General features: G+C 67.4%; 28 protein-coding genes. 4 read left to right on the top strand and 24 right to left on the bottom strand.

Going from position 1 to position 26,690, the window contains the following annotated elements; translation table 11 throughout:
- Positions 1 to 6: 6 nt before the first annotated feature.
- From AC1RRP_RS16095 to AC1RRP_RS16105, 3 genes are all read right to left on the bottom strand, one after another.
- Positions 7 to 1,065: an efflux RND transporter periplasmic adaptor subunit gene (locus tag AC1RRP_RS16095; RefSeq protein WP_493037937.1), complete on the bottom strand. Its 1,059-nt coding sequence runs from the start codon at positions 1,063 to 1,065 to the stop codon at positions 7 to 9.
- Positions 1,066 to 1,189: 124 nt separating this feature from the next.
- Complete coding sequence (ssb, locus tag AC1RRP_RS16100) at positions 1,190 to 1,681, bottom strand: single-stranded DNA-binding protein (RefSeq protein ID WP_493037939.1); 492 nt, start codon at positions 1,679 to 1,681, stop codon at positions 1,190 to 1,192.
- A gap of 26 nt (positions 1,682 to 1,707) precedes the next feature.
- A complete protein-coding gene (locus AC1RRP_RS16105) occupies positions 1,708 to 2,880 on the bottom strand; it encodes an MFS transporter (protein WP_493037995.1) in 1,173 nt (390 codons plus the stop codon).
- 153 nt (positions 2,881 to 3,033) lie between these two features.
- Here AC1RRP_RS16105 and uvrA point away from each other — a divergent pair, with 153 nt between their 5' ends.
- Entirely contained in the window at positions 3,034 to 6,063 is a 3,030-nt protein-coding gene (gene uvrA / locus AC1RRP_RS16110) for an excinuclease ABC subunit UvrA (protein ID WP_493037941.1), read from the top strand.
- 9 nt (positions 6,064 to 6,072) lie between these two features.
- Here the strand turns inward: uvrA and AC1RRP_RS16115 are convergent, their stop codons facing one another.
- The 13 genes from AC1RRP_RS16115 to AC1RRP_RS16175 form a co-directional block, all read right to left on the bottom strand.
- Entirely contained in the window at positions 6,073 to 6,669 is a 597-nt protein-coding gene (locus tag AC1RRP_RS16115; protein WP_493037943.1) for a hypothetical protein, read from the bottom strand.
- A gap of 90 nt (positions 6,670 to 6,759) precedes the next feature.
- Positions 6,760 to 7,602, bottom strand: coding sequence for an orotidine-5'-phosphate decarboxylase (pyrF, locus tag AC1RRP_RS16120; protein WP_493037945.1), 843 nt, complete (start codon positions 7,600 to 7,602; stop codon positions 6,760 to 6,762).
- 49 nt (positions 7,603 to 7,651) lie between these two features.
- Complete coding sequence (locus AC1RRP_RS16125) at positions 7,652 to 8,614, bottom strand: PDR/VanB family oxidoreductase (RefSeq protein ID WP_493037947.1); 963 nt, start codon at positions 8,612 to 8,614, stop codon at positions 7,652 to 7,654.
- 9 nt (positions 8,615 to 8,623) lie between these two features.
- A complete protein-coding gene (locus AC1RRP_RS16130) occupies positions 8,624 to 9,673 on the bottom strand; it encodes an aromatic ring-hydroxylating dioxygenase subunit alpha (protein WP_493037949.1) in 1,050 nt (349 codons plus the stop codon).
- Positions 9,674 to 9,832: 159 nt separating this feature from the next.
- Entirely contained in the window at positions 9,833 to 10,324 is a 492-nt protein-coding gene (locus AC1RRP_RS16135) for a MarR family winged helix-turn-helix transcriptional regulator (protein WP_057674425.1), read from the bottom strand.
- 44 nt (positions 10,325 to 10,368) lie between these two features.
- Entirely contained in the window at positions 10,369 to 10,926 is a 558-nt protein-coding gene (gene thpR / locus AC1RRP_RS16140; RefSeq protein ID WP_493037952.1) for an RNA 2',3'-cyclic phosphodiesterase, read from the bottom strand.
- Positions 10,910 to 11,983 carry an alpha/beta fold hydrolase gene (locus AC1RRP_RS16145; protein WP_493037954.1) on the bottom strand — a complete coding sequence of 358 codons (1,074 nt, stop codon included), beginning with the start codon at positions 11,981 to 11,983 and terminating at the stop codon, positions 10,910 to 10,912. The genes thpR and AC1RRP_RS16145 overlap by 17 nt, the downstream gene beginning before the upstream one ends.
- Before the next feature lie 22 nt (positions 11,984 to 12,005).
- Entirely contained in the window at positions 12,006 to 12,341 is a 336-nt protein-coding gene (locus tag AC1RRP_RS16150) for a two pore domain potassium channel family protein (RefSeq protein ID WP_493037956.1), read from the bottom strand.
- Positions 12,342 to 12,408: 67 nt separating this feature from the next.
- Positions 12,409 to 12,834 carry a DUF8785 domain-containing protein gene (locus tag AC1RRP_RS16155; protein WP_493037958.1) on the bottom strand — a complete coding sequence of 142 codons (426 nt, stop codon included), beginning with the start codon at positions 12,832 to 12,834 and terminating at the stop codon, positions 12,409 to 12,411.
- 23 nt (positions 12,835 to 12,857) lie between these two features.
- Positions 12,858 to 13,691 carry a uracil-DNA glycosylase gene (locus tag AC1RRP_RS16160; RefSeq protein ID WP_493037959.1) on the bottom strand — a complete coding sequence of 278 codons (834 nt, stop codon included), beginning with the start codon at positions 13,689 to 13,691 and terminating at the stop codon, positions 12,858 to 12,860.
- Positions 13,692 to 13,700: 9 nt separating this feature from the next.
- Entirely contained in the window at positions 13,701 to 14,168 is a 468-nt protein-coding gene (gene rimI / locus AC1RRP_RS16165) for a ribosomal protein S18-alanine N-acetyltransferase (protein ID WP_493037961.1), read from the bottom strand.
- A complete protein-coding gene (tsaB, locus tag AC1RRP_RS16170; RefSeq protein WP_493037963.1) occupies positions 14,165 to 14,884 on the bottom strand; it encodes a tRNA (adenosine(37)-N6)-threonylcarbamoyltransferase complex dimerization subunit type 1 TsaB in 720 nt (239 codons plus the stop codon). The genes rimI and tsaB overlap by 4 nt, the downstream gene beginning before the upstream one ends.
- Positions 14,881 to 15,834: a DMT family transporter gene (locus AC1RRP_RS16175; RefSeq protein WP_493037965.1), complete on the bottom strand. Its 954-nt coding sequence runs from the start codon at positions 15,832 to 15,834 to the stop codon at positions 14,881 to 14,883. The genes tsaB and AC1RRP_RS16175 overlap by 4 nt, the downstream gene beginning before the upstream one ends.
- Positions 15,835 to 15,871: 37 nt before the next feature.
- Here AC1RRP_RS16175 and dacB point away from each other — a divergent pair, with 37 nt between their 5' ends.
- Together dacB and AC1RRP_RS16185 are read left to right on the top strand one after the other, a co-directional pair.
- Positions 15,872 to 17,311, top strand: coding sequence for a D-alanyl-D-alanine carboxypeptidase/D-alanyl-D-alanine endopeptidase (gene dacB, locus AC1RRP_RS16180; protein ID WP_493037967.1), 1,440 nt, complete (start codon positions 15,872 to 15,874; stop codon positions 17,309 to 17,311).
- Positions 17,312 to 17,345: 34 nt separating this feature from the next.
- Positions 17,346 to 17,603, top strand: a complete 258-nt coding sequence (locus AC1RRP_RS16185) for a SemiSWEET transporter (protein ID WP_493037969.1) — start codon at positions 17,346 to 17,348, stop codon at positions 17,601 to 17,603.
- 6 nt (positions 17,604 to 17,609) lie between these two features.
- On the opposite strand, the gene AC1RRP_RS16190 is transcribed toward AC1RRP_RS16185, so the two are convergent.
- The 4 genes from AC1RRP_RS16190 to purE all read right to left on the bottom strand — a co-directional run bounded on the left by AC1RRP_RS16190 (position 17,610) and on the right by purE (position 21,620).
- Complete coding sequence (locus AC1RRP_RS16190) at positions 17,610 to 18,854, bottom strand: Nramp family divalent metal transporter (RefSeq protein ID WP_493037971.1); 1,245 nt, start codon at positions 18,852 to 18,854, stop codon at positions 17,610 to 17,612.
- A gap of 81 nt (positions 18,855 to 18,935) precedes the next feature.
- Positions 18,936 to 19,931, bottom strand: a complete 996-nt coding sequence (locus AC1RRP_RS16195; RefSeq protein WP_493037973.1) for an L-threonylcarbamoyladenylate synthase — start codon at positions 19,929 to 19,931, stop codon at positions 18,936 to 18,938.
- A gap of 13 nt (positions 19,932 to 19,944) precedes the next feature.
- Positions 19,945 to 21,132, bottom strand: coding sequence for a 5-(carboxyamino)imidazole ribonucleotide synthase (locus tag AC1RRP_RS16200; protein WP_493037975.1), 1,188 nt, complete (start codon positions 21,130 to 21,132; stop codon positions 19,945 to 19,947).
- Entirely contained in the window at positions 21,129 to 21,620 is a 492-nt protein-coding gene (gene purE, locus AC1RRP_RS16205) for a 5-(carboxyamino)imidazole ribonucleotide mutase (RefSeq protein WP_493037977.1), read from the bottom strand. Before purE ends, AC1RRP_RS16200 begins: the two co-directional genes overlap by 4 nt.
- Before the next feature lie 36 nt (positions 21,621 to 21,656).
- Between purE and trxA the strand changes: the two genes are divergently transcribed.
- Positions 21,657 to 22,619 (top strand): thioredoxin, encoded by a 963-nt coding sequence (gene trxA / locus AC1RRP_RS16210; RefSeq protein WP_493037979.1) that lies wholly within the window; start codon positions 21,657 to 21,659, stop codon positions 22,617 to 22,619.
- A gap of 61 nt (positions 22,620 to 22,680) precedes the next feature.
- Here the strand turns inward: trxA and AC1RRP_RS16215 are convergent, their stop codons facing one another.
- From AC1RRP_RS16215 to pgk, 4 genes are all read right to left on the bottom strand, one after another.
- Positions 22,681 to 23,577, bottom strand: coding sequence for a phosphoribosylaminoimidazolesuccinocarboxamide synthase (locus AC1RRP_RS16215; RefSeq protein WP_493037981.1), 897 nt, complete (start codon positions 23,575 to 23,577; stop codon positions 22,681 to 22,683).
- 74 nt (positions 23,578 to 23,651) lie between these two features.
- The gene (gene fba / locus AC1RRP_RS16220; protein ID WP_493037983.1) at positions 23,652 to 24,716 is read right to left on the bottom strand and encodes a class II fructose-bisphosphate aldolase; all 1,065 of its coding nucleotides are present in this window, start codon (positions 24,714 to 24,716) and stop codon (positions 23,652 to 23,654) included.
- A 150-nt stretch (positions 24,717 to 24,866) separates the two neighbouring features.
- Positions 24,867 to 26,300, bottom strand: coding sequence for a pyruvate kinase (gene pyk / locus AC1RRP_RS16225; RefSeq protein ID WP_493037985.1), 1,434 nt, complete (start codon positions 26,298 to 26,300; stop codon positions 24,867 to 24,869).
- 111 nt (positions 26,301 to 26,411) lie between these two features.
- Positions 26,412 to 26,690 (bottom strand): phosphoglycerate kinase (pgk, locus tag AC1RRP_RS16230; protein ID WP_493033402.1); only part of this gene is annotated, 279 nt, incomplete at its 5' end.

A 26,690-nucleotide genomic window follows, 5' to 3' on the forward strand; every position in this document is an offset into this window, starting at 1 on the left:
CTGTCCTCAAGGTTGGGCGGCGACGGCACCGGACAGGCCGGCCTTGACCGGGTCCAGCGCCACACGCTCACCAGCGGCCAGGCCGGCCACGATCTCCACACCCTCGGCGCCATGGTCGGCACCCAGGCGCACGGCGCGCAGGACAAAACCCTTGTCGGACGCGACGTACACGGCCGTCAGCTCGCCGCGACGCAGCACTGCGGCGGCCGGCACCACGGTGCGGTTGGCCTGGCCTCCGACGAAACGCACGCGGACCTGCTGGCCCGGCAGCAGATTCTGCGCCGCCTGGGGCGAGAGGTCCAGGCGCCACACCACGGTCTGCGACACGGGATCGGCCGCCGGCATGGCGCTGCGCTTGACCGGCGCGACCCACTTCGATTCGCCGTTGGCCTCACCCAACTGCACCAGCACTTCCTTCGCCGCGCGGGTGCTGTCGGCCAGCGAGGCCGGCACCTGCACCACGGCGCGCAGCGGCAGCGGCGCGTAGACCGTCACGATGGGCTTGCCCGGCACCGCCAGGTCGCCGGCTTCGACATGGGTCTGCAGCACCCAGCCGTCATAAGGGGCCGTGACACGCGTGTAGCCCTGCGACAGCGCTGACTGGCGCGCGCCGGCCGAGGCCTGGGCATTGCCCGCCTGGGCCGCCTGGTACTGGGTCTCGGCCACGTCCAGCGCAGCCTGGCTCACAAAGCCCTGGGCGCGCAGGTCCCGCGTGCGCTCGAAGTTGACCCGGGCGTTGCGCAGTTCGGCCGCGCTCTGGGCCACCTGGGCGGCGCTGCGCTGCAAGCCCACCGCACTTTCCTGGTCGTCGATGGTGGCCAGCAGTTGGCCCGCCTTGACGCGATCGCCCATCTTGACCAGCAGCCTGACGACCCGCCCCGAGGCCTGGGCCGAGACCACGCTCTGCTTGACCGGCTCGATCACGCCGTCGATCTCATAGCCCGTGGACACGGCACGCGCCCCGATCTGGACCGTCGGCACGGTGACGCCGCCCTGGGCCAGACCGGGGGCGCCGGCCAGAACGGCCAGGGACACGACAAAGGCGATGGTGTGGATCGATTTCATGGGACTCTCCATATACTGGCGGTAGTATATCAGCATACCCCCAGGAGTACAAGATCCGGCGACAAAAAACCCCGCCGACCTTGCGGTGAGCGGGGTTTCGGGCCGGGGAGGTCTCCCTGGGAGCTCAGAACGGAATGTCGTCGTCCATGTCCTCGAAGCCGCTGGCCGACTTGGCCGGCGCCTGCGGGCGCGGGGCGGCGCTGGGTGCCGGGCGCGAGGCCGGGGGTGCGCTGCGGCGCGGGGCGCCACCGCCGTCGTCGTCCGCCGGGCCGCCCGAGCCTTCGCGGCCGCCGAGCAGCTGCATTTCGGTGGCGATGATGTCGCAGGTGTTCTGCTCAACGCCGTCCTTGTTGGTGAACTTGCCGTACTTCAGGCGGCCTTCAACGTAGACCGGGCGGCCCTTCTTGAGGTACTCGCCGGCGATTTCGGCCAGGCGGTCATAGAAGGTGACGCGATGCCACTGGGTGTCTTCGATCATCTCGCCGGAATTCTTGTCCTTGCGGCGGCTGGAAGTGGCCACGCTGACGTTGGCCACGGCCTGGCCCGAGGGCAAGTAGCGGATTTCGGGGTCGCGGCCGCAGTTGCCGACGAGGATGACTTTGTTGACGGATGCCATGGGGAATTCCTCCAGATATTTGTGAATTATGGGCCTTTACGACCGGGCGCCACCATGGGCCAGGCCAGCAGCAGCCACAGGCCCATGCCGACCGCGCAGGCGATGAAAAGCGCCGGCGCACCCTGGGTCTTGACCAGCCAGCCGCCGGCCGCACCGCCGGCAAAGAAACCCAGGGACTGCAGGGTGTTGTAGACCCCCAGGGCCGCGCCGCGCGCGTGCGGCGGGGCCACACGCGAGGCCAGGCTGGGCTGACTGGCTTCGAGCACGTTGAAGCCGCAGAAGAACAGGAAGAGCATGAAGGCCAGCCAGGCGATGTGCGGCGTATTCGCCGCCCACAGCAGGCCCAGCTGGACCAGGGCAATCAGGCCAATCGCACCCAGGAACACGGCGCGCAGATAACCGCGGCGTTCCAGCGGGAACAGGGTGGCGCCCATGACCACAAAAGAGGCCAACACGGCCGGCAGATAGACCCACCAGTGCTGCGCCGGGGGCAGGCCCGCCTGCACCAGCAGGGCGGGAATGGCCACCCACATGGCCAGCTGCGCGGCGTGCAGGATGAAGACACCGGCGTCCAGGCGCAAGAGGCCGGCGTGCGTGAGCACTTCGGAGAGCTTGCCGCGCGGCTGGTTCTTGTGCTGCAGGGGCTCGGTGGGCACCCACCAGATCACCACGGCCACGCCGGCCAGGGCCAGCGAGCCCGTGAGCGTGAACAGGCCGGCCAGGCCGATGTAGGTGGCCAGCAGCGGGGCCAGCACGAGGGAGAGCGCGAACATCAGGCCGATACTGGCGCCCACCAGGGCCATGGCCTTGGTGCGCACCTCGTCGCGGGTCTGGTCGGCCAGCAGCGCGGTGACGGCGGCGGAAACGGCACCGGCGCCCTGCAGGGAACGGCCGATGATGAGCCAGGTCAGGCTGCCGGCCAGGGCGGCCACGAAACTGCCCAGGGCAAAAACCAGCAGGCCGGCGATGATGACGCGCTTGCGGCCCAGCCGGTCAGAGGCCATGCCGAAGGGGATCTGCAGGAGGCCCTGGGTCAGGCCGTAGATGCCCATGGCCAGACCGATCAGTACCGGATCGTCGCCACCCGGGTAGCGCGCCGCTTCCAGCGCGAAAACCGGCAGCACCAGGAACAGGCCCAGCATGCGCAGGGCGAAGATGGCAGCCAGCGAAGCACTGGCCCGCCGCTCGCGCGCGGTCATGGCGTAGGCATCGGGGCTGGCGGCAGGCGTAGCGACGGAGGAGGACACGGGAAAGCGGGCACCGGAATTGAGAAGGCCCGCGCAGGGGCGGGCAGGACCTGTATTGTCCCCGATCCGGCCGGCCGGGTGTCAGGCCGCCCGGAATTCTCTATCATGGATGGTTTTGCCCATAGGCCGCCCTTGAACTCCACCCCTGAAGGCCAGCGCCCCCCCGTTCTCGCCGAAGAAGTCTCCGGCCGTTACCTGGCCCACGCCCTGCAGCAGCAGGCCATGCACATCCGCGGGGCGCGCACCCACAACCTCAAGAACATCGACCTGGACATCCCGCGCAACCAGCTGGTGGTGATCACGGGCCTCTCGGGTTCGGGCAAGTCCAGCCTGGCCTTCGACACGCTGTATGCCGAGGGCCAGCGCCGTTACGTAGAAAGCCTCTCGACCTACGCGCGCCAGTTCCTGCAGCTGATGGACAAACCCGACGTGGACCTGATCGAGGGCCTGTCGCCGGCGATTTCCATCGAACAGAAGGCCACCAGCCACAACCCCCGCTCCACGGTGGGCACGGTGACCGAGATCCACGACTACCTGCGCCTGCTCTACGCGCGCGCCGGCACGCCCCACTGCCCCGACCACAAGCTGCCGCTGCAGGCGCAGACCGTGAGCCAGATGGTGGACGCCGTGCTGGCGCTGCCGGCCGATACGCGCCTCATGATCCTGGCGCCGCTGGCGCGCCAGAAGAAGGGTGAATTCGCCGAGGTCTTCGAGGACATGCAGGCCCAGGGCTACGTGCGCTTTCGCATCGATGGCCAGGCCCTCAACTTCGACGAGCTGCCGACGCTCAAGAAGACCGAGAAACACGATGTCGACGTGGTGATCGACCGCCTCAAGGTGCGCGGCGCCGACGAGCCCGAACACGCCGCCCTGCGCCAGCGCCTGGCCGAGAGCTTCGAGGCCGCGCTGCGCATCGCCCAGGGCCGCGCGATTGCGCTGGAGACGGACCGGGGCACCGAGCACATGTTCAACGCACGTTACGCCTGCCCGCTGTGCCATTACTCGATCAGCGAGCTGGAGCCGCGCCTGTTCTCCTTCAACTCGCCGCAGGGGGCCTGCCCCAGCTGCGACGGCATCGGCCAGCAGGAGTTCTTCGACCCGGCACGGGTGGTGGCTTTCCCGTCCTTGAGCCTGGCCGGCGGCGCCATCAAGGGCTGGGACCGGCGCAATGCCTATTACTACGCCATGCTGGAGAGCCTGGCCAAACACTACAAATTCAAGCTGGAGGACCCCTTCGAGGAATTGCCCCTGCCGCTGCAGGAGATCATCCTGCACGGCTCGGGCGAGGAAGAGATCAAGTTCAGCTATGTGATGGATTCGGGCGCAAGCAAGGGCCGCAAGGTCAGCAAGACCCACCCCTTCGAGGGCATCATCCCCAACATGACGCGGCGCTACCGCGAGACGGACTCGGCCCTGGTGCGCGAGGACCTCGCCCGGCTGCGCGGCACCCAGCCCTGCCCGGCCTGCGCGGGCACGCGCCTGCGCCCCGAAGCGCGCCACGTGAAGCTCGGTGAAGGCCCACAGGCGCGCGCCATCTTCGACGTCAGCCACCTGACGCTGCGCGAATGCTTCGACTACTTCGAACAGCTGCAGCTGCACGGCGCCAAGGCCGGCATCGCCGACAAGGTGGTGCGCGAGATCCGCCTGCGTCTGAAGTTCCTCAATGACGTGGGCCTGAACTACCTGAGCCTGGACCGCAGCGCCGAGACACTCTCGGGCGGCGAAGCCCAGCGCATCCGCCTGGCCAGCCAGATCGGCAGCGGCCTGACCGGCGTGATGTACGTGCTGGACGAACCCAGCATCGGCCTGCACCAGCGCGACAACGACCGCCTGATCGAGACGCTGCGGCACCTGCGCGACATCGGCAACAGCGTGCTGGTGGTGGAGCACGACGAGGACATGATGCGCGCGGCCGACCACCTGATCGACATGGGCCCGGGCGCCGGTGTCCACGGCGGCCAGGTGGTGGCCCAGGGCACTTACGACGAGGTCAAGGCCCACCCGGATTCGCTGACGGGGCAGTACCTGGCGGGCACCTTGAAGATTCCGCTGCCCAAGCGCCGCACGCCCTGGCTGCCCCTGCGCGGTGAGCCTGCTGATACAACACCGAAGGCTGCCCAAAAGGGCAAGGACCGCACCGAACTCCAGCGCCTGCAGATCATCGGCGCGACCGGCAACAACCTGAAAAACGTCAGCGTGGACGTGCCGGTGGGCCTGTTCACCTGCGTCACCGGGGTCTCGGGCTCGGGCAAGTCCACCCTGGTCAACGACACCCTGTACAAGGCCGTGGCGCGCCAGCTCTACCGCGCGCACGATGAGCCGGCCCCGGTCAGGGAGATCGAGGGCATCGAGCATTTCGACAAGGTCATCAACGTCGACCAGTCGCCGATCGGCCGTACCCCGCGCTCCAACCCGGCCACCTACACCGGCCTGTTCACCGCCATCCGCGACCTCATGGCCGAGGTGCCGATGGCGCGCGAACGTGGTTACGGCCCGGGTCGTTTCAGTTTCAACGTGGCCGGCGGCCGCTGCGAGGCCTGCCAGGGCGATGGCATGGTCAAGGTGGAGATGCACTTCCTGCCCGACGTCTACGTGCCCTGCGATGTGTGCAATGGTGCGCGCTACAACCGCGAGACGCTGGAGGTGCTTTACAAGGGCAAGAACATCGCCCAGGTGCTGGACCTGACGGTGGAGGCAGCCTATGCCTTCTTCAAGGCGGTGCCGGCCATCGCGCGCAAGCTGCAGACCTTGTTGGACGTGGGCCTGTCCTATGTGAAGCTGGGCCAGTCGGCCACCACGCTCTCGGGCGGCGAGGCGCAACGCGTCAAGCTCGCGCTGGAACTCTCCAAGCGCGACACGGGGCGCACGCTCTACATCCTGGACGAGCCGACCACGGGCCTGCACTTTGCCGACATCGACCTGCTGCTAAGGGTTTTGCACCAGTTGCGCGATGCCGGCAACACCATTGTCGTGATCGAACACAACCTGGACGTCATCAAGACAGCCGACTGGCTGATCGACATGGGCCCCGAGGGCGGCGCCGGCGGCGGCACCGTGGTGGGCATGGGCACGCCCGAGGAACTGGCCGCCAACCCGGCCAGCCATACCGGGCGTTATCTCCTGCCCCTGCTGTAGAGCCGGCGGCTATCGCTGCAGGTCTTCGATGGCGTCGATGACGATGCTGGTGCCCACGGCGATCAGCAGGATGTCCTGCGCCACGCGCACGAACTCATGGCCGGCCGGCGGCGTGCCCAGGCGCACGCGGATGTCGGCCTCGACGGGGCGGTAGCTCACGTCACGCGGCAGGGGCTGGCCCATCTTCCACTTCTTGGCCTGTCCGGGCGGCTGGCAGCCGTTGTTCTTCTTGGCCAGGCCGGGTGGGCAGTTGGCACGCGAGGGCTGGCCGTAGACCTCGTAGACCGAGGCGCGCTGGCGCTCGCCGAAGTAGCCGCCTATGTTGATCTGCACGTTCGAACCACCGCGGCGGTCGTCATCGCGGTCACCGCGCCGGCCATCACGGTAGTCGTCCCTGCGATCATCACGTCGATCGTCCCGCCGGTCATGCCTGTCGTCGCGGCGGCTGTCCCGGCGGTCATCGTTGCGGTCGTCGCGCCGCTCGTAGCGGTCCTTGTCACGCCCCGGCCCACCGGCACCCGGGGCCTCGGCCACCACGGAACAGCCGCCGAGGGCCATGGAGCCGATCACGGCGTACATCGGCATTTGCTTGAGGATTTTCATCATGATCCACACTCCTGCGCAGGCAAAGCTGCAAAAACATGCGCTTGATTGTGCCTCCAGGCCGTGTCCGGCGCCGAGGCTCTACATTTTGTTTCAGGCACCGCGTGCCGCCTGCAGCTGGTCGCGCGTCTGCCGGGCCACCTGGCGTGCCGCAGCCGCGTAGTCCGGGCCCTGCGAGGCGTAGAGCACCGCGCGCGAAGAGTTGACGACGATCGGTGCCGTGGTCTCGCCACCACTGGCGCGCCAGCCGGCCTTGACCGTCGCTGCGGCGTCACCGCCCTGCGCGCCCACGCCCGGGATCAGCAAGGGCACGGTGGGGGCCACGGCCCGCACACGCTCGATCTCGACCGGGTAGGTAGCCCCCACCACCAGGCCCAGCTGGCCATTCGTGTTCCAGGGGCCCTGGGCCAGGCGGGCAATGTGTTCGTAGAGCAGGGGTTCTCCCGGCACGCCGGCCAGGCGTTGGGCCTGCAGATCGTCACCGCCGGGGTTGGAGGTGCGGCAGAGCAGGAAGGCGCCCTTGCCGTGGTACTTGAGGTAGGGCTGGATGGAGTCAAAGCCCATGAAGGGCGAGAGGGTCACGGCGTCGGCGCCGTAGCGCTCGAAAGCTTCCTTCGCGTACTGCTCGGCCGTGCTGCCGATGTCTCCGCGCTTGGCGTCCAGGATCACCGGCACCTGCGGCGACACGCGACGCATATGGGCCACGAGTTTTTCCAACTGGTCTTCGGCACGGTGCGCGGCGAAGTAGGCGATCTGCGGCTTCCAGGCGATCACCAGATCCGCCGTGGCCTCAACGATGGCGGCGCAGAAGTCGTAGATCTTGCTGGCATCGCCCTTGATGGCGGCGGGAAACTTCGCCGGTTCCGGGTCCAGGCCGACGCAGAGCATGGAATCGTTCTGCCGCTCGGCGGCACGCAGCATGTCGAGGAAAGTCATGGCCCTATTGTAAGAAGGGGCCCGAACGGTCCCCTTCCTCAAGTCCGGCTCAGAGATCGAGCACCAGTAACGGCGTCTTGGACCGCGAGCAGCAGGGCGTGAACTGGTCGTTGGCCGCCTGCTCTTGCGGTGTCAGGTAGCTGTCCTTGTGGTCAGGCACGCCCTCCAGCACGCGCGTCAGGCAGGTGCCGCACACGCCCTGCTCGCAGGACACCATGACCTCCACGCCGGCCGCGGCCAGCGCCTGGGTGACGGTCTGGTCCTTGGGCACCATGATGACGCGACCGGAACTGGCCAGCTTGATCTCGAAGCCGGCGTCGCTGTCGGACTTCGTCACTTCCGCGCCGAAGAACTCGTAGTGCAGCTGGCTCTCGGGCCAGCCGGCGGCGCGCGCCGTGCCCAGCACCGCGTCCATGTAGCCCTTGGGGCCGCAGACGTAAAGGTGTGTGCCGGCCTGGGGGCTGGCCAGCAGCGCTTTCAGGTCCAGCTTCTGCGCGACATCGCCGTTGTCGTGGTGGAAGTGCACGCGGTCCGCGAAACTGGAGGCCGCGATGCGGGCACGGAAGGCCGTGCGCTCGGGCGCGCGCGTGGCGTAGTGCATCTCGAAAGCCGCACCCGTGATGGCCAGGCGCTCGGCCATGCAAAGGATGGGCGTGACGCCGATGCCGCCGGCCAGCAACAGGTGTTGCTTCGCATCGTGTGCCAGCGGGAAGTGGTTTTTCGGCGCGCTGATCTGCAGCAGATCGCCTTCCTTCACGCTGTCGTGCACGGCTGCCGAGCCGCCACGCGTGGCCGGGTCGCGCAGCACGCCGATGAGGTAACGGTGGGTTTCCTGGGGGTCGTTGCACAGCGAGTACTGCCGCGTGATGCCGCCGGGCAGCTGCACGTCGACGTGCGAGCCGGCCGAGAAGGCCGGCAGCGCGCGACCGTCCGCCGACACCAGTTCCAGCGTGACGATGTCCAGTGCTTCCTGGGCCTTGCGGGCTACGCGCACTTGCAGGTCAGAACTCATGCCAGGTCCTCAGTTCGTGGCGGCAGCCGTCTCCGCCTGCTCGGCCGCGACGATGCGATCGATGATCTTGCGCGACTGTACGCCACCGGCATCGATGTTGAGCATGAGCAGCTTCTTGTCCGGATAGGTCAGCAGATTCTGCTGCTGGCGCTCCAGCATCTCCAGGTCCTCGGCAAAGATCTTGCCCTGGCCTTCGCGGATGGTGGCGGTCAGCGCCTTGTCCTTCGGGTTGAACTTGCGCGCCATGCCCCAGAAGTAGTGGATCGAAGTCTCGGTCTCGGGCGTGATGAAGTCCACCACCACGCTGTAGACCTTCTTGTCGCTGGGCGCGTCGTATCCTCCGTGGCCCTGGTGGGCCACGCCCACTTCGATCATCACGTTGCTGGGCGGCGTGAAGCGACAGATCTGCCAGCGGTCCACCGGCACGTCGTCGGCCAGGTTGTTGCTGCGCAGTGCGGCCTTCCAGAAGGGCGGGGGCAGGATGCCGCTCATGTAGCGGCTGGTGACGACCATGTCGCCCTCGACCACGGTCTTGCAAGGCGTCTCGTCGATTTCCTTCTGGCCGATGGATGTGCTGTGCACATAGGTCTCGTGCGTGAGGTCCATCAGGTTGTCGACCATCAGGCGGTAGTCGCAGGCGATGTGGTACAGGCCGCCACCGTAGGCCCACTCGGGATGGTCGTACCACTCGAGCACGGGTATCTTGCTCTCGTCGGCCAGTGCCGGCTCACCGGGCCAGACCCAGATGAAGCCGTAGCGCTCGACCACTGGATAGGCCTTGATGGCCGGGAAACCACCCACACGCTGCCCGGGCATGGAAATGGTCTTGCCTTGACAGCCCATTTCCAGGCCGTGGTAGCCGCAGACCAGCTTGCCCTCGCTCACATAACCCAGGGACAGGGGCGCGCCGCGATGGGGGCAGAAGTCCTGCACGGCCGCAACCTTGTTCTCCTCGCCGCGGTAGAAGGCGATGCGCTCGCCGCAGATCGTGCGGCCCAGGGGCTTTTCGTCGATCTCGTTGGGGGTGGCGGCGACGTACCAGGTGTTCTTGGGAAACATGGCGGGCTCCTTGTGAGGGTTGAAACGGGACGGATTCGATCATTCCGCATACTGAATGTCATTCATTGTACTGAATGACCCCCTCCTGTCAAACCCGAAAAATCCGGACTTACCCTGATCTGGCGGGGGTTTCCGACCAGCGGCCGGGCGCCGGCGCCCTCAGGCCTTGGACGCGAGGCGCAGTTTGCGAACCTCGGCCGGGTTCTGGCTGTCGTGCAGGTGCACGAACTTGCGCAGCAGGCGCATGAACTCCTTCTGCTCGGCCGACTCCAGGCTGCTCATCATGCCGTGGTAGAGCACGTCCACGCCGGGCTTGAGCTCCAGCAGCACCTCTTCACCTTCCGGGGTCAGGGACAGGCGACGCTGGCGGCGCGGCAGCACCTCGCGCAGGATCCAGCCCTTGGTCTCCAGCCGCGCGGCGATGTCGGCCGTGGTGGAAGTGTCCAGCGCGATCAGCTGCGCCAGCGTGACCTGGTCGATGCCTGGGGTCTCGTGCAGGGTGCGCAGGATGGCGTACTGGATGGGCGTGACGTGGCGACCATGCACCTCGTGAAACTTGGAAACGGCAATCTGCTGGGCACGGCGGATCAGGTGACCGGGCTCGTCATAGAGCTCGATGGACAGCGGGGCGTCGGCAGTCTTGTTGGTCATGGCGGTTGCGGGTTGATGGGGCGTTCCTGGACAAGGATTGTGCTTCAAGCCGTCGCGCCCTCGTCTTGACCGCGCTCATCAAAAAAACGCTGCAGCACACGGTAGCGCGCCTCGGGCCGGCCGGTCGACTCCATCAGCACATACTCCCGCACCCTCCAGCCCCAGGCCGGCGGCGCCGGCGGCACGGCCTGCTCGGCGCGACGCGCCAGGGTGAGGTGCGGCCGGTAGGGGCGCTCATCGGTGCGCAAACCCAGCCGGCGCAGTTGCGCGCCCAGGTGGTCATGCAGCAACTGCAAGGCGGGCGGCGTGGCCATCGGCAAGAGCACCGCCAGCCCATGCGGCCACAACACAGGCTCGCCAAAACGCAATTCGAAGGAGGTGAAGGGCTGGGACAGCCCGGCCCGCAAGGCGTCCACGCGGGTGCGCGGCACCGGGCCGATGAAATGCAGGGTCACGTGCCAGTCGGGTGGGGCGTAGCGTTGGGCCCCGTCGTTCCAGCGCCAGGCCTGGGTGTGCGCACTCAGCTCGGCCCGGACCGCCCCCCCGGGCACCAGGGCCAGGAACAGCCGGGCCTCGGTGGGCGTTTCAACGTCGTGCGGCATCCTGAGCGAGCCAGGCCTGCAACTGGGCCGTCCACCATTTGGCCTGACCGGTGGTGCCATGGCCGCGGGTGTTGGGGCTGGCAGGGATGAGATAGAGACTGCCGCTCTTCACGCGCTTGAGTTCGCGCTCCATGATGCCGAGTTCGGGCGGGTTGCGCTCGTCGTCGGCGGCATTGATGGCCAGCAGACGGGCGCGGATGGCTTCCAGCCGGGGCGCCGGGTTGTAGTCGCGCAGGGCATCGAACTGGTAGAGGATGTCGTTGGCATCGCTCGCTGAGCCCTTGGCCAGCTGGTCGGTGATGTACTGGTCGGCCTTCTCGCGCGTCGGTGCGATCTGGTGCAGGCCCTGGTTGCCCCCCAGCGTGGCCACGCTGAAATACAGCTGCGCGACCTGCAGCCCGCGCGGCTGGCGCGTGTAGTTGCCGTTGTTCCATTCGGGGTCGAGCTTGATCACCTCCATCAGCATGCGGCGTGTCATCCAGTTGCGCCCGGCCACCTCCACGGGCATCGAGGCCATGGGCACCAGGTTGCGCATGGCATCCGGGTACATGACGCCCCACAGCCAGGTGTGCATGCCCCCCATGGAGTTGCCCAGCACCAGCTTGAGCTGCTTGATCCCGAGATGCTCGGTCACCAGCGCATGCTGGGCCCGCACCATGTCCTCGTAGTTGTATTTCGGGAAAGCCATGCGCAGGCCGTCCGAAGGCTTGGACGAGCCGCCGGCGCCGATGGCATCCGGGAGGATGATGTAGTGGCGTGCCGCATCAAGCGGCTGCCCGGGCCCGAACAGCTCGCCGGCAAAACCCGGGCTGAGCAGGCCCCGCCCGGAACCGCCGGTGCCATGCAGGATCAGCACCGGCTCGCCCGTGGGCTCACCCACCGTGTGGTAGTTCACCTTGAGCTCCGGCATCACCTCGCCGGTATTGAAGCGGAAGTTCTTGATGACCCAGCTGCCCGACTTGGGCGCCGGGTAGTCGGCCGCCCAAAGCGGCGCGGCCAGGGTCAACAAGAGCAGCGCCAACCAGCGCCCGAGTCCCGGAAAACCTTTGTCCGTCATGTCTGTCTCCTCTGTTGTGAATTTATTCCCAGTGAAACTTGTGCAGCACGCGATGCAGTACCGGCGCGAACATCAACGCTGCGACGGCGATGAACACCAGGCCAGCATACAGCGCATAACAACCCGCGAAAAGCTTGCCCCCGGCCGTTACCGGCAGATGGACGGGGCCCATGCCTCCCAGCAGCATGGCGGCGTTGAGGAAGGCGTCCAGCCAGTGGAGTTGCTCGAAATACACATAGCCGGTCATGCCGACCAGCAAGGAAAGCGACAGCAGGCCCAGCACCAGCGCGAGGTGCAGCAGGAGCCGCTGGACAAAACCGGCATGCGGCAGGGGCGCTTCCTTTTTGGACTCGTACATGGCTTCCGTGCTCCAGCGGTGTTCGAGCAGCCCACTCAGCGCGTCACATGCCCCGCGCCCGCGCCTCTCAGCGCGGCGCGCTCAGCTGGCCCTGCTGGGAGACAGGCGGCGGCACCGGCGCGGCGCTGTCCTGCATCTCGCGCGCGCCATCGACGAAATACTCGGTCTCGCCGAAACAGGTGGTGGGGATGAACTTGTGCTGGCGGTAATGCAGCACCACGCGCTTGCCCGCCAGGGCATTGATCTGCTGCGCCACGGTATCGTCACGCACCGTGAACTCGAACTTGTCGGGAATGGCACCCGGCATGGTCACCATGGCGATCTCGCCTTCCCAGGTCTTGCAGAGCCAGCCCTTGTTCGAGAACTTCTGCACGTAGCCGGCGCGCTCACCGTCGGCATAGCTCCATTGCAGCGCAATCCAGACCCAACCGATGACCAGCAGGACCAGGATGGCCAGGAAGGTGAGCAGCAGGCGTATCAGTTTGTCTTTCATGCAGGTTCTCCCATTTTCACAATTCAGGCCGGTGTGCCGGCACGCATCACGTCCAGGGCCAGGCACAGGTCGGCCCAGGTCCTGGCCTTGTCCTGCGGCGTGCGCAGCAGGTAGGCCGGGTGGTAGCTCACGATGACGGGCACGCCTTCGTAACGGTGCACCTGGCCGCGCAGCTTGCCCAGCGGCATCGTGGCCACGTCCGGCACGCTGTGCTGCAACAGCGACTGGGCGGCAAAACGGCCCAGCGCCAGGATGATCTGCGGTTGCAGCAGCGCCACCTGGCGACGCAGGTAGGGCTCGCACTGCAACACTTCTTCAGGCTGCGGGTTGCGGTTGGCCGGCGGGCGGCACTTGAGCACATTGGCGATGTAGACGGCCTGCTCGCCGCTTCCCTTGCGGTTCAGGCCCACCGCCTTGAGCATATTGTCCAGCAGCTGGCCGGCCTGGCCGACAAAGGGCTCGCCCTGGAGGTCCTCGTTCTCGCCCGGGGCTTCACCGACCACCAGCCAGCGGGCCTGCCTGTCGCCGACACCGAACACCGTGTTCTTGCGGCTATGGCACAGCCCGCACGCCTGGCAGCCGGCGACGGCCTGTCGCAAGGCATCCCAGTCCATGGCGGCAATCTCGGCAGGCATAGCGCGAGCGGAGGAGACAGAAGGCCGAGCTGCAGCCGACGTGGTCACCGTGGCCGGGCGCGCCACGGCCACGCGGGCCGCCGGCACGGCGGCCTCCCCCCCTCGAGGGGGGCTGGGGGGGGCATCCTCCAATTCGCCCATGGATGGGAGTGAGGGGCTGAAGACCCTCACTCCCATTTCCTCCAGCATGGCGCGTTGACGCGCATCCAGTTGCAGACTCATGAACGAATCTTACAGACGCAGGCTCATGACCACCGCATCCTCGCGCTGGCCATGGCCGGCAGGGTAGTAGGCCTTGCGCAGGCCAACGCGGCGGTAGCCGTGCGATTCGTAGATGGCGATGGCACGCGTGTTGCTCACGCGCACCTCCAGCCACAACCATTGCGCACCCAGGCCGCGTGCCCACAGGGCCAGGGCGTCGAGCATGACACGCCCCCAACCCTGGCGCTGGTACTCGGGCGCCACCGTGATGTTGAGCAGGTGCACCTCGTCCACGCCCTGCATGGCCACGTAATACCCCAGCAGTTCCCCACCGGCCAGCAGGACGCGGGCGTGGTAACCCGAGCGCAGCGCGTCCATGAAGTTGCCGCGGGTCCAGGGGTGCGGGTAGGCGCGCTGCTCGATCGGCAACAGCTGTTCGAGCAGCGTGGCATCGAGCGGCTCAAGGCGGGCTTCGACAGGTTCGAGAACAGCACTCATCGCGTATCGCTTGCCGCCTTGGCGGCGGCGCGCTCCTGGGTGGTCTGGGCTACTTTATCGCGGATGTAGCGCGGCAGGGCGTCGGCCGCGGCCACGGCGTTGCCCGCGGCCAACAAGGCCGGCGCCAGCCGCAACATGGCCGCTGCCGTGGGCAGGGCCTGCCAGCAGGGCAAGTCGGGCGGCAGCGACAGGCGCTCGCCGTACTCGGCAAACACATTGCCGGCCAGGGCCTGGGCATCGCCCAGCGCCAGCTGCTCGGGCTTGAGCAGGCTGAAATCGGCCTGCTGTTGCCAGCGGCCCGCGGCGTAGGCATAGCGTGCGGCATAGAGTTCGCCCATGCGGGCGTCGAGCAGGGCCAGCAGGCGCAGGTTTTGCTGCTGTGGTGCCTGCTGCGCGCGCGCCTCCTCGGCCACCGCCAGCAGCGTGTCGACCGGCAGCAACGGCACCTGGGCGCCGAAACCCAGGCCCTGCGCCACGGCGCACGCCGTGCGCAGGCCGGTGAAGGAGCCCGGCCCGCGGCCGAAGGCGATGGCGTCGAGTTCCTCGAACCTCAGTCCGGCCTCGGCCATCAGGGTCTCGATGGCCGGGATCAGCGCGCTGGAGGCCTGCGCACCCCCGGCGCCGGTATGCAACCAGACGCGTGGCGCGCCATCGACGAGGCGCGTGACGGCGAGGGAGATCAGCTCGGTGCTGGTGTCGAAGGCGAGCAGTTTCATGTTTGCTTGCGGACCCCGAAGGTGATGCCCACCGTCACCAGCACCAGGCCGGCCAGGAGGTTGGCGTGCAGCGGCTCGCCCAGGAAGATGACAGCGCCCAGCGCCGAGAGGCCGGGCACCAGGGCCGTGATCATGGTGGAGCGCACCGGGCCGAAGTACTGGATCATGCGTACGAAGGTGATGCCCGAGATCACCACCGAACCCACGCCCTGGAAGAGCACCTGGAACAGCAGCTCACCCAGCGGCGCAGTGAACAGCCGGCTTTCGATGGCGCCCAGGCCCTGCAGCAGCAGATAAAAAGGCAGATAGCTGAACAGCGCGAACACGGTGACCGCCGTCGTGGCACGCACGGCGTCCAGCCCGTGGCGGCGCGCCAGCACGCTGTAGGCCGACCAGCTCAGGGCCGCACTCATGAAGAGCAGGTCGCCCTTCCAGACCTCGCCGCCCTCGAAGGCACGCAGCAGGCTGGCGCCACCGACCAGCAGGTCGCCGCCCACGATGCAGGCCAGGCCGATGATGCGCGCCGGCAGGATGGGCGTGCCCAGCATCAGTGCCGCCAGCAGCGTGGTCCACAACGGCAGGCTGCCGGGCATCAGCACCGAGGCATGTGCTGCCGGGGCGTAGAAGAACCCCGCATACGCCAGCAACGCGTAAGCAAAACCGCCGAACACGCCGCACAGTGCCGTCACACGCAGCGCCAGGGGCGAGAGACCGAAGAAGGACGAGGCCGTGGCCAGCCCCTGCGCGCGGTCGCGCCGCACCAGCCACCAGCCCAGGGGCAGCAACACGGCACTGGCACCGATGATGCGCGCCAAGGCTATATCGAAGGGACCGAGCGAACCCTGGGCCGAGGCGCGGGCGATGACGATGAAGGCCGTCCAGATGCCGACGGTGATGACCGCCGCCGCGATGCCGAGGGTGCGCGGGGACAGGCCCTTGAGAAAATGCATGCCTGCATTATCGGTGGCCGGCGTTAGACTCGTTGCCATGTCGACCTTGCGCGCTTCGTTCCTGCCCTTGCTCGCCAGCCTGCTGCTCCTGCACGGCGGCTCCGCCCAGGCCCGGGAAACCGCCCTGCCCCCCAGCGTCGTCAAGGCGCTGGCACGCGCCAAGGTGCCGGCCGAGGCCATGGGTGTGGTGGTCGAGGAAGCCGGGGGCGATGGGCGGCCGCTGCTCAGCCACCGTGCCGGCGCGCCGATGAACCCGGCCTCGGTGATGAAGCTGGTGACCACCCTGGCGGCCCTGGAAACCCTGGGGCCCAGCTGGAACTGGCGCACCCCGGTCTATGTGGAAGGCACGGCGCGCGAGGGCACGCTCTACGGCAACGTCTACATCCAGGGCCAGGGCGACCCCAAGCTCGTGGTCGAACGCCTGTGGCTGCTGCTGCGCCGCGTGCAGGGCCTGGACATCCGCAACATCGCGGGCGACATCGTGCTCGACCGCAACGCCTTCGAAACCGTGCCACATGACCCCGCCGAATTCGATGGCGAACCGCTGCGGCCCTACAACGCGGCGCCTGATGCGCTGCTGCTGAACTTCAAATCGGTGCTTCTGACCTTCGTGCCCGACCGTGGCGCCAACGCCGCGCACGTGTACGTCGAACCGCCACTGGCCGGCGTGACATGGCCCAGCCACGTGCCGCTGCGCGAAACCGAATGCAACGACTACCGCGGCGCGCTGCGCGCCGACTTCTCCGATCCGGCCTTGCCGCGCTTTGCCGGACGTTACCCGGCGGCCTGCAATGAAAAGGTCTGGCCCCTGGCCTATGCGGACCCGGCCAGCTACGGCGTGCGCGCCATCGAGGGCATGTGGCGCGCCATCGGCGGCCAGTTGCAGGGCAAGGTGCGCTACGGCGCCGTGCCCGAAGGCCTGGCGCCAGCCTTCGCGCTGGAATCGCCACCGCTGGCCGAGGTGGTGCGCGACATCAACAAGTACAGCAACAACGTGATGACGCAGCAGCTCTTCCTCACGCTGAGCCTGCAGCAGCAGGGGCGCGGCACCCTGACGGGTTCGCGTGAACTGCTGCGTGAATGGTGGCGCCAGCGCTTTGGCGCCGACGAAGTGCCGCAGATCGCCAACGGCTCGGGCCTCTCGCGCGAGGACCGCATGACGGCCGGCGCGCTGGCGCGCCTGCTGCAGTACGCCTGGGCCTCGCCGTTGATGCCCGAACTCATGAGCTCCCTGCCCATCAGCGGCCAGGACGGCACGCTGCGACCGAGCCGTTGGCGCGCCAACGGCAGCGCCCACCTCAAGACCGGCAGCCTGCGGGATGTGGCCTCCATCGCCGGCATCGTGCACGCCGCCGGCGGCCGGCGTTATGTGCTGGTCGCCATGGTGAACCACCCCAACGCCGGGTCCGCCCGTCCGGCCATGGAAGCCCTGGTCGAATGGGCGGCGCAGCAGCCGGCACCGGGCCGGAAGAAATGAACCGACAGCACCTGGATCCACCGGCAGCCCGCACATGAACGACCTCATCGGCTGCATCGCCGCCAGCCTGACCACCCTGAGCTTCCTGCCCCAGGCCTTGCACACCTTCCGCACGCGCGACGTCAGCGGCATCTCGCTGGGCATGTACAGCATGTTCACCGTGGGTGTGGCCCTGTGGCTGGTCTACGGCCTGCTGCTGTCGGCCTGGCCCATCGTGGTGGCCAACGCCGTCACGCTGGCCCTGGCCCTGGCGATCCTGGTGATGAAGCTGCGCTACCACCGGGACAGCTGACGACGCTCAGAGCATGGCCAGCATGGCGACCACCGTGCCGCCCATGGCCAGGGTCGCCAGCCAGCCCAGAATGCGCAGGCGCCGGCTGATCACGTGCTCGCCCATGACACCCGGGCGCGAGGCCAGCAGCATCATGACCCCCATGATGGGCACGGCAATCACCCCATTGAGCACCGCCACACCAAACAGCGCCTTGACCGGGTCGATCGGCGTGAAACACAGGGCAACCCCACCGAGTGTGGCGACGGCCACCACACCATAGAAGCCCAGCCCCTCACCCTTGTCCAGCCTCAGGCTCAGGCTGCCCTCCCAGCCCGCGGCTTCCGCAACGGCATAGGCCGCCGAACCCGCCAGCACGGGAACGGCCAGCATGCCCGTGCCGATGATGCCCAGGCTGAAGAGCAGAAAGGTCAGCTCACCCGCCAGCGGGCGCAAAGCCTCGGCCGCCTGGGCCGAGGTCTGGACATCGCGTACCCCGGCCAGATGGAGGGTCGCCCCCGCACTCAGGATGATGAAAAACGCAATGAGGTTGGAAAAGGCCATGCCCACCAGCGTGTCCCACTTGATGCGACGCAGGTGGCTGCGCACCTGTTGTGGTGTATGCGGCTGGCCGGGCCCCACATTCACATCCTCCATCTCCTGGGCGGCCTGCCAGAAGAACAGGTAGGGGCTGATGGTGGTGCCGAAGACCGCCACGATGGTAAGCAGTGTTTCTTTCGAGCCCGGCAGCTGCGGCCAGACGATCTGCTGCGCCACCAGCCACCAATCGATGTGCAGGGTGAAGACCACGGCCACGTAGGACAAGAGCGTCAGCGTCAGCCACTTGAGCCAGCGTACGTAGGCGGCATAACTCAGGACCACCTGCAGCAACAGGCAGAGCAGGCCGAAACCTACCGCATAGAGGTGCGCCGAGCCGCCCAGCAACAGGCGCAGGGCCTCGGCCATGGCGGCGATGTCGGCGGCCAGGTTCAAGGTGTTGGCCAGCACCAGCATGCCAACGATGGCCAGCAGGACCGCACGGGGAAAGCTGCGCTTGATATTGGTCGTCAGGCCGCGCCCCGTCACGTGGCCGATGCGTGCGCTGACCATCTGGATCGCCACCATCACTGGCAGGGTGAAGACGACCGTCCACAGCATGGCGAAACCGAACTGGGCGCCAGCCTGTGAGTAGGTGGCAATGCCGCTGGGATCGTCGTCAGCCGCGCCGGTGATCAGACCCGGTCCGAGTCGGCGGATGGATTTCAGCTTCATGTTTCGGCCCCCCGTGCGCCAGCGGTGCCTGCGGCGTCACGGCCGACTGTGCCACGGAACCCGTCCCGGGTGTGGCCTGTTTCAGCTGGCGGCGGCGCGCTGCAGGCGGTCGCTCACGCCTTCCCAGTCCGGTGTCCCGGGCGGCGTCTCGACCCAGATGAGATGGGCACGCTGTGCATCGAAGTCACGCAGCACGGCAAACAGCTGCTGCGCGGCGGCGTCCGCATCGTCCGGCATGCGCCGGTACAGCACTTTCGCGGAAGGCACGCGCAACAGGCTGCGCGCATAGACAGCGATGGTGGCACCGTCGAAATCCTTGCCCAGCACGTCCAGCGCCGTCTGCAGCGCGCGGCCGTCCATCAGGCGCAGCTTGGCATTCGGTGCGTAATGGGCTTCCAGCGTGCCGGAGGCGCGCGGCGCGGGCGAGGCGACATCCTCCTTGTCCAGCAGGCGCAGGCCGCAGGCCGCCTGCACCTGTTCACGTGTGATGCGACCCGGACGCAAGAGCACGGGGACACCGCGCGTGCAATCGATGATGGTGGATTCGATGCCCACGGAGCAGGCACCGCCGTCGAGAACGAGCAAGCTGTCACCAAACTCGCCCTGCACGTGCGCCGCCGTGGTCGGGCTGACGCGACCGAACTGGTTGGCGCTGGGCGCGGCCACGCCGTGCACGCCCAGCGCGCGGGCAGCCAGCAGCAGGGCATGCGCCACGGGGTGCGCGGGGCAGCGCAGGCCGATCGAGCCCTGACCGCCGGCAGCCGCCGCGCCCACCCCGGGACGGCGCGGCAGGATCAGCGTGAGCGGGCCGGGCCAGAAGGCCTGCATGAGTTTGTGAGCGAAGGCCGGCACTTCGCGCGCGAAGTGGTCCACACCGCTGGCGTCGGCCACGTGCACGATCAGCGGGTGGTCGCTGGGCCGGCCCTTGGCGGTGAAGATCTTCGCCACGGCGGCATCGCTGGCGGCGTCGGCCCCCAGGCCGTAGACGGTCTCGGTCGGCAGGCCGACCAGCTCACCGGCGCGCAAGGCCTGCGCCGCGGCGCTGACCGAGGCCGGATCCCGTCCGTCGAGGATCACGCTGCGCCCCTGCTCAGAAGGGCTCGATGCCCAGGATCGTGGCCGCCGCGAGTGCGGTGGCACGCACCTCCTCCAAGGTGGGGCCGGTGATGTTGAGGTGGCCCATCTTGCGGCCTGGCTTGGCGTCGAGCTTGCCGTAGAGGTGCAGATGCGTGCCGGGCAGGGCCAGCACCTGGTCCCAGGGCGGGTTGCCGCCGTGCGCAGCCCAGACGTCGCCCAGCAGGTTGAGCATGATGCTGGGGCTGTGCAGGCGCGGCTGCACCAGGGGCAGGCCGGCCAGGGTGCGCACCTGCAGGTCGAACTGGGAGTGGTCGCAGGCGTCGATGCTGTAGTGGCCGCTGTTGTGCGGGCGCGGGGCCATTTCGTTGACCACCAGCGAGCCGTCCTGCAGGATGAAGAACTCCACGCAGAGCACGCCCACATAACGCAAGCCCTCGGCGATCGATTTTGTCGCGGCGATGGCCTGGGTCGCCAGCGCGGGCGGCACATTGCCTTCAAACACCTCGGTCACCGCCAGGATGCCCTCGCGGTGCAGGTTGCGCTGCACGGGAAAGTTGACGATCTGGCCGTCCCAGCCGCGCGCGACGATGACCGAGCACTCTGCCGCCAGCGGCAGCATCTTTTCCAGTACGCAGGGCACGTGCTTGAGCTCGTCCCAGGCGGCGGCCAGCTCGGCGCGTGTCTTGACGCGCATCTGGCCCTTGCCGTCGTAACCCATGCGCGCCGTCTTGAGGATGCCGGGCAAGAGTGCATCGGGCACCGTTGCCAGCTGCGCCGCGGTTTCGATCACCGCGTTCGGTGCCACCGGCACGCCGCAGCGCGTGAAATGCGCCTTCTCCTGGGCGCGATCCTGGGCAATGGCCACGGCGTCGGCGCCGGGCGCCACCGGGCGGTGCGCGCCCAGGGTCAGCAGGGCAGGCGCCGGCACGTTTTCGAACTCGGTGGTGATGGCCGCACAACGCTGCATCAGCTGGGCCAGGCCCTGCTCGTCGAGGTAGGCGGTCTGGATGTGGTGGTGGCTGACCAGGCCGGCCGGGCTGGCAGCGTCGGGGTCGAGCACGGCGGTGAAGTAGCCCATGCGTTGGGCCGCGTGCACGAACATGCGGCCGAGCTGGCCGCCGCCCATCACGCCCAGGGTGGCGGGCTGGCCGCCCACCAGGGTGCCAGGCAGGATACGGCCGGAGAGCGGGGGCGTGCTCATATCGCGGGCGGCAGGCTCATGCCGCGCGCGGTGGCAGTCTGCTCGGCACGGAAGGCATCGAGCTGGGCACGCAGGGCCGGGTCATCGTTGGCCAGCATGGCCACGGCGAAGAGCGCGGCATTGGCCGCACCGGCAGCACCGATGGCGAAGGTGGCCACCGGGATGCCCTTGGGCATCTGCACGATGCTGTGCAAGGAATCCGCGCCCTGCAGGTGCTTGCTGGGCACCGGCACGCCCAGCACGGGCACCGTGGTCTTGGCGGCCAGCATGCCGGGCAGGTGGGCCGCACCGCCGGCACCGGCGATGATGGCCTTGAGGCCGCGGGCGGCGGCCGTTTCGGCATAGGCGAACATGTCGTCGGGCATGCGATGCGCCGACACCACCCTGGCTTCGTGGCCTATGCCAAAGTGGTGGAGAATCTGGACTGCCTGTTGCATGGTGTCCCAGTCGGAGCTGGAGCCCATGACGACGCCGATGAGTGTTTTCATCCCCGAATTTTACTTTCCCGTCCCGGATCGCCCCAAATGATCGATATCACCACCGAAAACTTCGAAACCGAGGTCATCCAGGCCTCCATGTCCGTGCCCGTGCTGGTCGATTTCTGGGCCCCCTGGTGCGGCCCCTGCAAGTCGCTGGGCCCCATCCTGGAAAAGCTGGAAACGGCCTACGAAGGCCGCTTCGTGCTGGCCAAGATCGACTCGGACCAGCAGCAGGAACTGGCCGCGGCCTTCGGCATCCGCAGCATTCCGACCTGCGTGCTCATGATGGGCGGCAAGCCGGTAGACGGCTTCATGGGCGCCCTGCCCGAAGGCAAGCTGCGCGAATTCCTGGACAAGCACCTGGGCGGCGAAGGCCAGCTGCAGGCTGAACCGGAGGAGCTGGACGAGGCGCAGCAAGCGCTTGAATCGGGCGACATCGCCAGTGCCATCGCCCGCATGGCCGCGGCCCTGCAGGCCGAACCGGCCAACGACGAACTGCGCTACGACTACGTCAAGCTGCTGATCGGCACCGGCCACCTGGCCGAGGCAGCCGGCGCACTGGCCCCGGCGCTGGCGCAGATCCCGGTACCGCTGCGCTTCGAGGCTTTGCAGCAGTGGCTCAACGCGCTGGAGTTCGTCAGCACCGACCCGCGCGGCCAATGGCCCCTGGCGAAATTCGAGGAACTGATTGCCACCAACAAGCGCGACTTCGAGGCACGCTTCGCCAAGGCCCGCGTGCTGATGGTGGCCAACGAATGGGTCGCTGCCTTGGACGAGTTGCTGGAAATCATCATGCGCGACAAGAAGTGGGACGGGGAAGCCCCGCGCAAGACCTTTGTCGGCATCCTGGAACTGCTCACGCCCCCGAAGCCCAAGACCCCCGGACCCGAAGCCAGCGGCAAGAGCGCGGGTGGCATCGAATTGGCGGGCCCCGCCAGCGTGGAACAGGACGAGCAGGCCGCGCTGGTGTCGTCCTATCGCCGCAAGCTCAGCATGGCATTGAACTGAGAAGAGCCCTCCATGCAAAACGGCACCCGCAGGTGCCGTTTTTGATCACTGGATCTTGAAATCAGGTCGTGAGACGCGTCAGCGCTTCGCGATACTTGGCCGCGGTCTTCTCTATCACGTCTTGCGGCAGTTTGGGCGCCGGCGCCTTCTTGCCCCAGGGCTGGCCATTCACTGTGGCCGTCTCCAGCCAGTCACGCAGGAACTGCTTGTCGTAGCTGGGCGGGTTGGCGCCTTCCTTGTAGCCTTCCACGGGCCAGTAGCGCGAGGAGTCGGGCGTGAGCACCTCGTCCATCAGCACCAGCTTGCCGTCCCTGGTCAGGCCGAACTCGAACTTGGTGTCGGCGATGATGATGCCCTTCTTGAGCGCAATCTCGCTGGCCGCCTGGTAGATGGCGATCGAGATGTCGCGGATCTTCGCGGCCAGCTCCGGGCCGATCATCTGCACGGTCTTCTCGAAGGTGATGTTCTCGTCGTGCTCGCCGACCTCGGCCTTGGCCGCCGGCGTGTAGATCGGCTCGGGCAGCTTGCTGGCGTTCTTCAGGCCGGCCGGCAGCTTGACACCGCAGACCGACTGGCTGGCCTGGTACTCGGCCCAGCCGCTGCCGGCCAGGTAACCGCGCACCACCGCTTCCACCGGGATGGGCTTGAGGCGCTGGACCAGCATGGCACGTCCCTTGACCTGCGCCACTTCCGCCGGTGTCACCACGCTCTCGGGTGCGGCACCGGTCAAGTGGTTGGGGCAGATGTGGCCGAGCTTGTCGAACCAGAACAGGGCCATCTGCGTGAGCAGCTCGCCCTTGCCGGGGATGGGCTCGCCCATGATGACGTCGAAGGCACTGATGCGGTCGGAGGCCACCATGAGGATGCGGTCCTCGCCCACGGCGTAGTTGTCGCGCACCTTGCCGCGGGCCAGCAGCGGCAGGGAGGTGAGAGAAGAGGTGTGCAGGGCGTTCGTCATGGTGGAGCCTGAAAAAGAAAAGCCCGGCGCTGCTGCACCGGGCCTGCAATTATCGCAAGAAAGAGAGCGCTGTCTCAGTTCACCAGCTGGGCCAGCTCGCCCTTGGCGTACTTGCCTGCCATGACCTGCAGGCCCTGGCCCTTGATCTTGGCGCCCTGGCCTTCGCAGCCGAACTCCAGGTAACGGGCCTTGCAGACCAGCCTGGCCGCCTCACGCGCGGGCTTGAGCCATTCGCGCGCGTCGAACTTGTCCGGGTTCTCGGCCAGGAACTTGCGCACCGCGCCCGTCATCGCCAGGCGGATGTCGGTGTCGATGTTGATCTTGCGCACGCCGTGCTTGATGGCTTCCTGGATCTCCTTGACGGGCACGCCGTAGGTTTCCTTCATCTTGCCGCCGTACTGGTTGATGATGGCCAGCAGCTCCTGCGGCACGGAGGAGGAACCGTGCATCACCAGGTGGGTGTTGGGAATGCGCTTGTGGATTTCCTTGACGCGGCTGATGGCCAGGATGTCGCCGGTGGGCGGACGGCTGAACTTGTAGGCGCCGTGGCTGGTGCCGATGGCAATCGCCAGGGCGTCGAGCTGCGTGGCCTTGACGAACTGGGCGGCCTCTTCAGGGTCGGTCAGCATCTGGCTGTGGTCCAGCTTGCCTTCGGCGCCGATGCCGTCTTCCTCGCCGGCGTCGCCGGTTTCCAGGTTGCCCAGGCAGCCGAGTTCACCTTCGACGGTCACGCCGACCTTGTGCGCCATGTCCACGACCTTGCGCGTCACATCCACGTTGTAGGCGAAGTCGGCCGGGGTCTTGCCGTCTTCCTTGAGCGAGCCGTCCATCATGACCGAGCCGAAGCCCAGGCCGATGGCGCCTTCACAGACCTTGGGGCTGGTGCCGTGGTCCTGGTGCATGACCAGGGGGATGTGAGGGTAGGCCTCCATCGCCGCCTGGATCAGGTGCTTGATGAAGGGCTCACCGGCGTACTTGCGGGCGCCGGCGCTGGCCTGCAGGATGACCGGCGCGCCGACTTCGTCGGCGGCGGCCATCACGGCCTGGACCTGTTCCAGGTTGTTGACGTTAAAAGCCGGAATGCCGTAGCCATTGGCTGCTGCATGGTCCAGCAGCTCGCGCATCGAGACGAGTGCCATGAGATATCCCCAGGGAAGTTGGTAACTGGTCGGTAACTGCCGCCAATTTTACCCGCTCACGTTATCAGGCGTGAGCGCCGCCGGGCCGCCCCAAGGCGCGAGGGCCCCCTTGGGGGGCAGCGACCCGCGCAGCGGTGGAGCGTGGGGGCCTTAACTGACCTTGCAGATCTTCAGCATATTGGTGCCGCCCGGGGCGCCCATGGGCTCGCCGCAGGTGATCACGTAGATATCGCCGCTTTTCACGATGCCCCGGTCTTTCAGGTGCTTTTCGGCCTGCTCCAGCGCGGTGTCGCGGTCGGCGCTGGTGTCCATCAGCAGCGGGCTCACGTTGCGGTACAGCGTCATCTTGCGCTGCGTCGCCACCTTGGGCGTGAGCGCGTAGATCGGGATGTGGATGCGGTGGCGGCTCATCCACAGGGCGGTGGAGCCGGAATCCGTCAGCGCCACGATGGCCTTGGCGCCCAGGTGGTAGGCCGTGAACAGCGCGCCCATGGCGATGGACTGGTCGATGCGCGAAAAGCTCTTGCCGCTGAAGTCGGCGTCCAGCTTCACCTCTTCGGCGGCTTCGGCGGCCACGCAGATGGCGGCCATCTCGACCACCGTCTCCAGCGGGAACTTGCCGGCGGCGGTTTCGGCCGAGGTCATCACCGCGTCGCTGCCGTCGAGCACGGCATTGGCCACGTCGCTCACCTCGGCGCGCGTGGGCATGGGGTTGTTGATCATGGACTCCATCATGTGGGTCGCGGTGATCACCGTCTTGTCCATCTCGTGCGCCATCTTGATCATGCGCTTTTGCAGTGCCGGCACGGCGGCGTTGCCCACCTCGATGGCCAGGTCGCCGCGCGCCACCATGATGCTGTCGCTGGCGCGCAGGATTTCTTCCAGCTTCGGGATCGCCTCGGCGCGCTCGATCTTGGCGATCAGATAGGGCTTGTGGTTGTATTCGGCGGCGGCCACGTTGCAGAGTTGGCGCGCCATCTCCATGTCCGTGGCGTTCTGCGGGAAGCTCACGGCCACGTAGTCGGCTTGAAAGCTCATCGCGGTCTTGATGTCTTCCATGTCCTTGGCGGTCAGGGCCGGCGCGGTCAGGCCGCCGCCCTTCTTGTTGATGCCCTTGTTGTTGGACAGCTCACCGCCCATGGTCACCGTGCAATGCACGGCCTCGCCCTTGACGGCGTCCACCTTCATGGTGATCAGACCGTCGTTGAGCAGGAGTACGTCGCCCGCCTTGACGTCGCGCGGCAGTTCCTTGTAATCCAGGCCGACGGCGTTGACGTCACCCGGTTCGGTGCGGGTGGCGTCGAGCACGAATTTCTGGCCGGTCTTGAGCTGGACCTTGCTGTCGGCAAACTTGCCAACCCGGATCTTGGGGCCCTGCAGGTCAGCCATGATGCCCACCTCGCGGCCGGCGCGCTTGGCGGCCTCGCGCACCAGGCGGGCGCGGTCGATATGGTCCTGGGCCTTGCCGTGGCTGAAGTTGAGCCGGACCATGTTGACCCCGGCGCGGATCATCTGTTCGAGCAGGGCCGGGTCGCTGGAAGCAGGGCCCAGGGTGGCAACAATCTTGGTCTCACGGCGTGTCATGTATCAGTCTCCTTTGTAACTTAGTTTCCATTCTGACATGAAATTAGTTACATCGAAACAACAAGATGAAACGGCCCCAACGGGGCCGTTTTGCATGGTTGCGCCTGTGCTTCAGCCCCTGGCGCGTTTCTCCAGGATCTCGAAGGCGGGCAGGGTCTTGCCCTCCAGCACCTCCAGGAAGGCGCCCCCGCCCGTGGAGATGTAACCCACCTGCTTCTCGATGCCGTACTTGGCAATCGCGGCCAGGGTGTCGCCGCCGCCCGCGATGGAGAAGGCGCTCGATTCGGCAATCGCCTTGGCGATGGCCTTGGTACCGTTCTCGAAGGCCGCAAACTCGAACACGCCCACCGGGCCGTTCCACACGATGGTGCCGGCGGCCTTGAGCTGCTG

The sequence above is a fragment of the Hylemonella sp. GW821-FHT12C09 genome (assembly GCF_058807395.1).

Excerpts from the sequence above, each read along its gene's own strand:
- AC1RRP_RS16095 (WP_493037937.1), bottom strand. The coding sequence starts at position 1,065 with ATGAAATCGATCCACACCATCGCCTTTGTCGTGTCCCTGGCCGTTCTG.
- ssb (WP_493037939.1), bottom strand. The coding sequence starts at position 1,681 with ATGGCATCCGTCAACAAAGTCATCCTCGTCGGCAACTGCGGCCGCGAC.
- AC1RRP_RS16105 (WP_493037995.1), bottom strand. The coding sequence starts at position 2,880 with ATGACCGCGCGCGAGCGGCGGGCCAGTGCTTCGCTGGCTGCCATCTTC.
- uvrA (WP_493037941.1), top strand. The coding sequence starts at position 3,034 with ATGGATGGTTTTGCCCATAGGCCGCCCTTGAACTCCACCCCTGAAGGC.
- AC1RRP_RS16115 (WP_493037943.1), bottom strand. The coding sequence starts at position 6,669 with ATGATGAAAATCCTCAAGCAAATGCCGATGTACGCCGTGATCGGCTCC.
- pyrF (WP_493037945.1), bottom strand. The coding sequence starts at position 7,602 with ATGACTTTCCTCGACATGCTGCGTGCCGCCGAGCGGCAGAACGATTCC.
- AC1RRP_RS16125 (WP_493037947.1), bottom strand. The coding sequence starts at position 8,614 with ATGAGTTCTGACCTGCAAGTGCGCGTAGCCCGCAAGGCCCAGGAAGCA.
- AC1RRP_RS16130 (WP_493037949.1), bottom strand. The coding sequence starts at position 9,673 with ATGTTTCCCAAGAACACCTGGTACGTCGCCGCCACCCCCAACGAGATC.
- AC1RRP_RS16135 (WP_057674425.1), bottom strand. The coding sequence starts at position 10,324 with ATGACCAACAAGACTGCCGACGCCCCGCTGTCCATCGAGCTCTATGAC.
- thpR (WP_493037952.1), bottom strand. The coding sequence starts at position 10,926 with ATGCCGCACGACGTTGAAACGCCCACCGAGGCCCGGCTGTTCCTGGCC.
- AC1RRP_RS16145 (WP_493037954.1), bottom strand. The coding sequence starts at position 11,983 with ATGACGGACAAAGGTTTTCCGGGACTCGGGCGCTGGTTGGCGCTGCTC.
- AC1RRP_RS16150 (WP_493037956.1), bottom strand. The coding sequence starts at position 12,341 with ATGTACGAGTCCAAAAAGGAAGCGCCCCTGCCGCATGCCGGTTTTGTC.
- AC1RRP_RS16155 (WP_493037958.1), bottom strand. The coding sequence starts at position 12,834 with ATGAAAGACAAACTGATACGCCTGCTGCTCACCTTCCTGGCCATCCTG.
- AC1RRP_RS16160 (WP_493037959.1), bottom strand. The coding sequence starts at position 13,691 with ATGAGTCTGCAACTGGATGCGCGTCAACGCGCCATGCTGGAGGAAATG.
- rimI (WP_493037961.1), bottom strand. The coding sequence starts at position 14,168 with ATGAGTGCTGTTCTCGAACCTGTCGAAGCCCGCCTTGAGCCGCTCGAT.
- tsaB (WP_493037963.1), bottom strand. The coding sequence starts at position 14,884 with ATGAAACTGCTCGCCTTCGACACCAGCACCGAGCTGATCTCCCTCGCC.
- AC1RRP_RS16175 (WP_493037965.1), bottom strand. The coding sequence starts at position 15,834 with ATGCATTTTCTCAAGGGCCTGTCCCCGCGCACCCTCGGCATCGCGGCG.
- dacB (WP_493037967.1), top strand. The coding sequence starts at position 15,872 with ATGTCGACCTTGCGCGCTTCGTTCCTGCCCTTGCTCGCCAGCCTGCTG.
- AC1RRP_RS16185 (WP_493037969.1), top strand. The coding sequence starts at position 17,346 with ATGAACGACCTCATCGGCTGCATCGCCGCCAGCCTGACCACCCTGAGC.
- AC1RRP_RS16190 (WP_493037971.1), bottom strand. The coding sequence starts at position 18,854 with ATGAAGCTGAAATCCATCCGCCGACTCGGACCGGGTCTGATCACCGGC.
- AC1RRP_RS16200 (WP_493037975.1), bottom strand. The coding sequence starts at position 21,132 with ATGAGCACGCCCCCGCTCTCCGGCCGTATCCTGCCTGGCACCCTGGTG.
- purE (WP_493037977.1), bottom strand. The coding sequence starts at position 21,620 with ATGAAAACACTCATCGGCGTCGTCATGGGCTCCAGCTCCGACTGGGAC.
- trxA (WP_493037979.1), top strand. The coding sequence starts at position 21,657 with ATGATCGATATCACCACCGAAAACTTCGAAACCGAGGTCATCCAGGCC.
- AC1RRP_RS16215 (WP_493037981.1), bottom strand. The coding sequence starts at position 23,577 with ATGACGAACGCCCTGCACACCTCTTCTCTCACCTCCCTGCCGCTGCTG.
- fba (WP_493037983.1), bottom strand. The coding sequence starts at position 24,716 with ATGGCACTCGTCTCGATGCGCGAGCTGCTGGACCATGCAGCAGCCAAT.
- pyk (WP_493037985.1), bottom strand. The coding sequence starts at position 26,300 with ATGACACGCCGTGAGACCAAGATTGTTGCCACCCTGGGCCCTGCTTCC.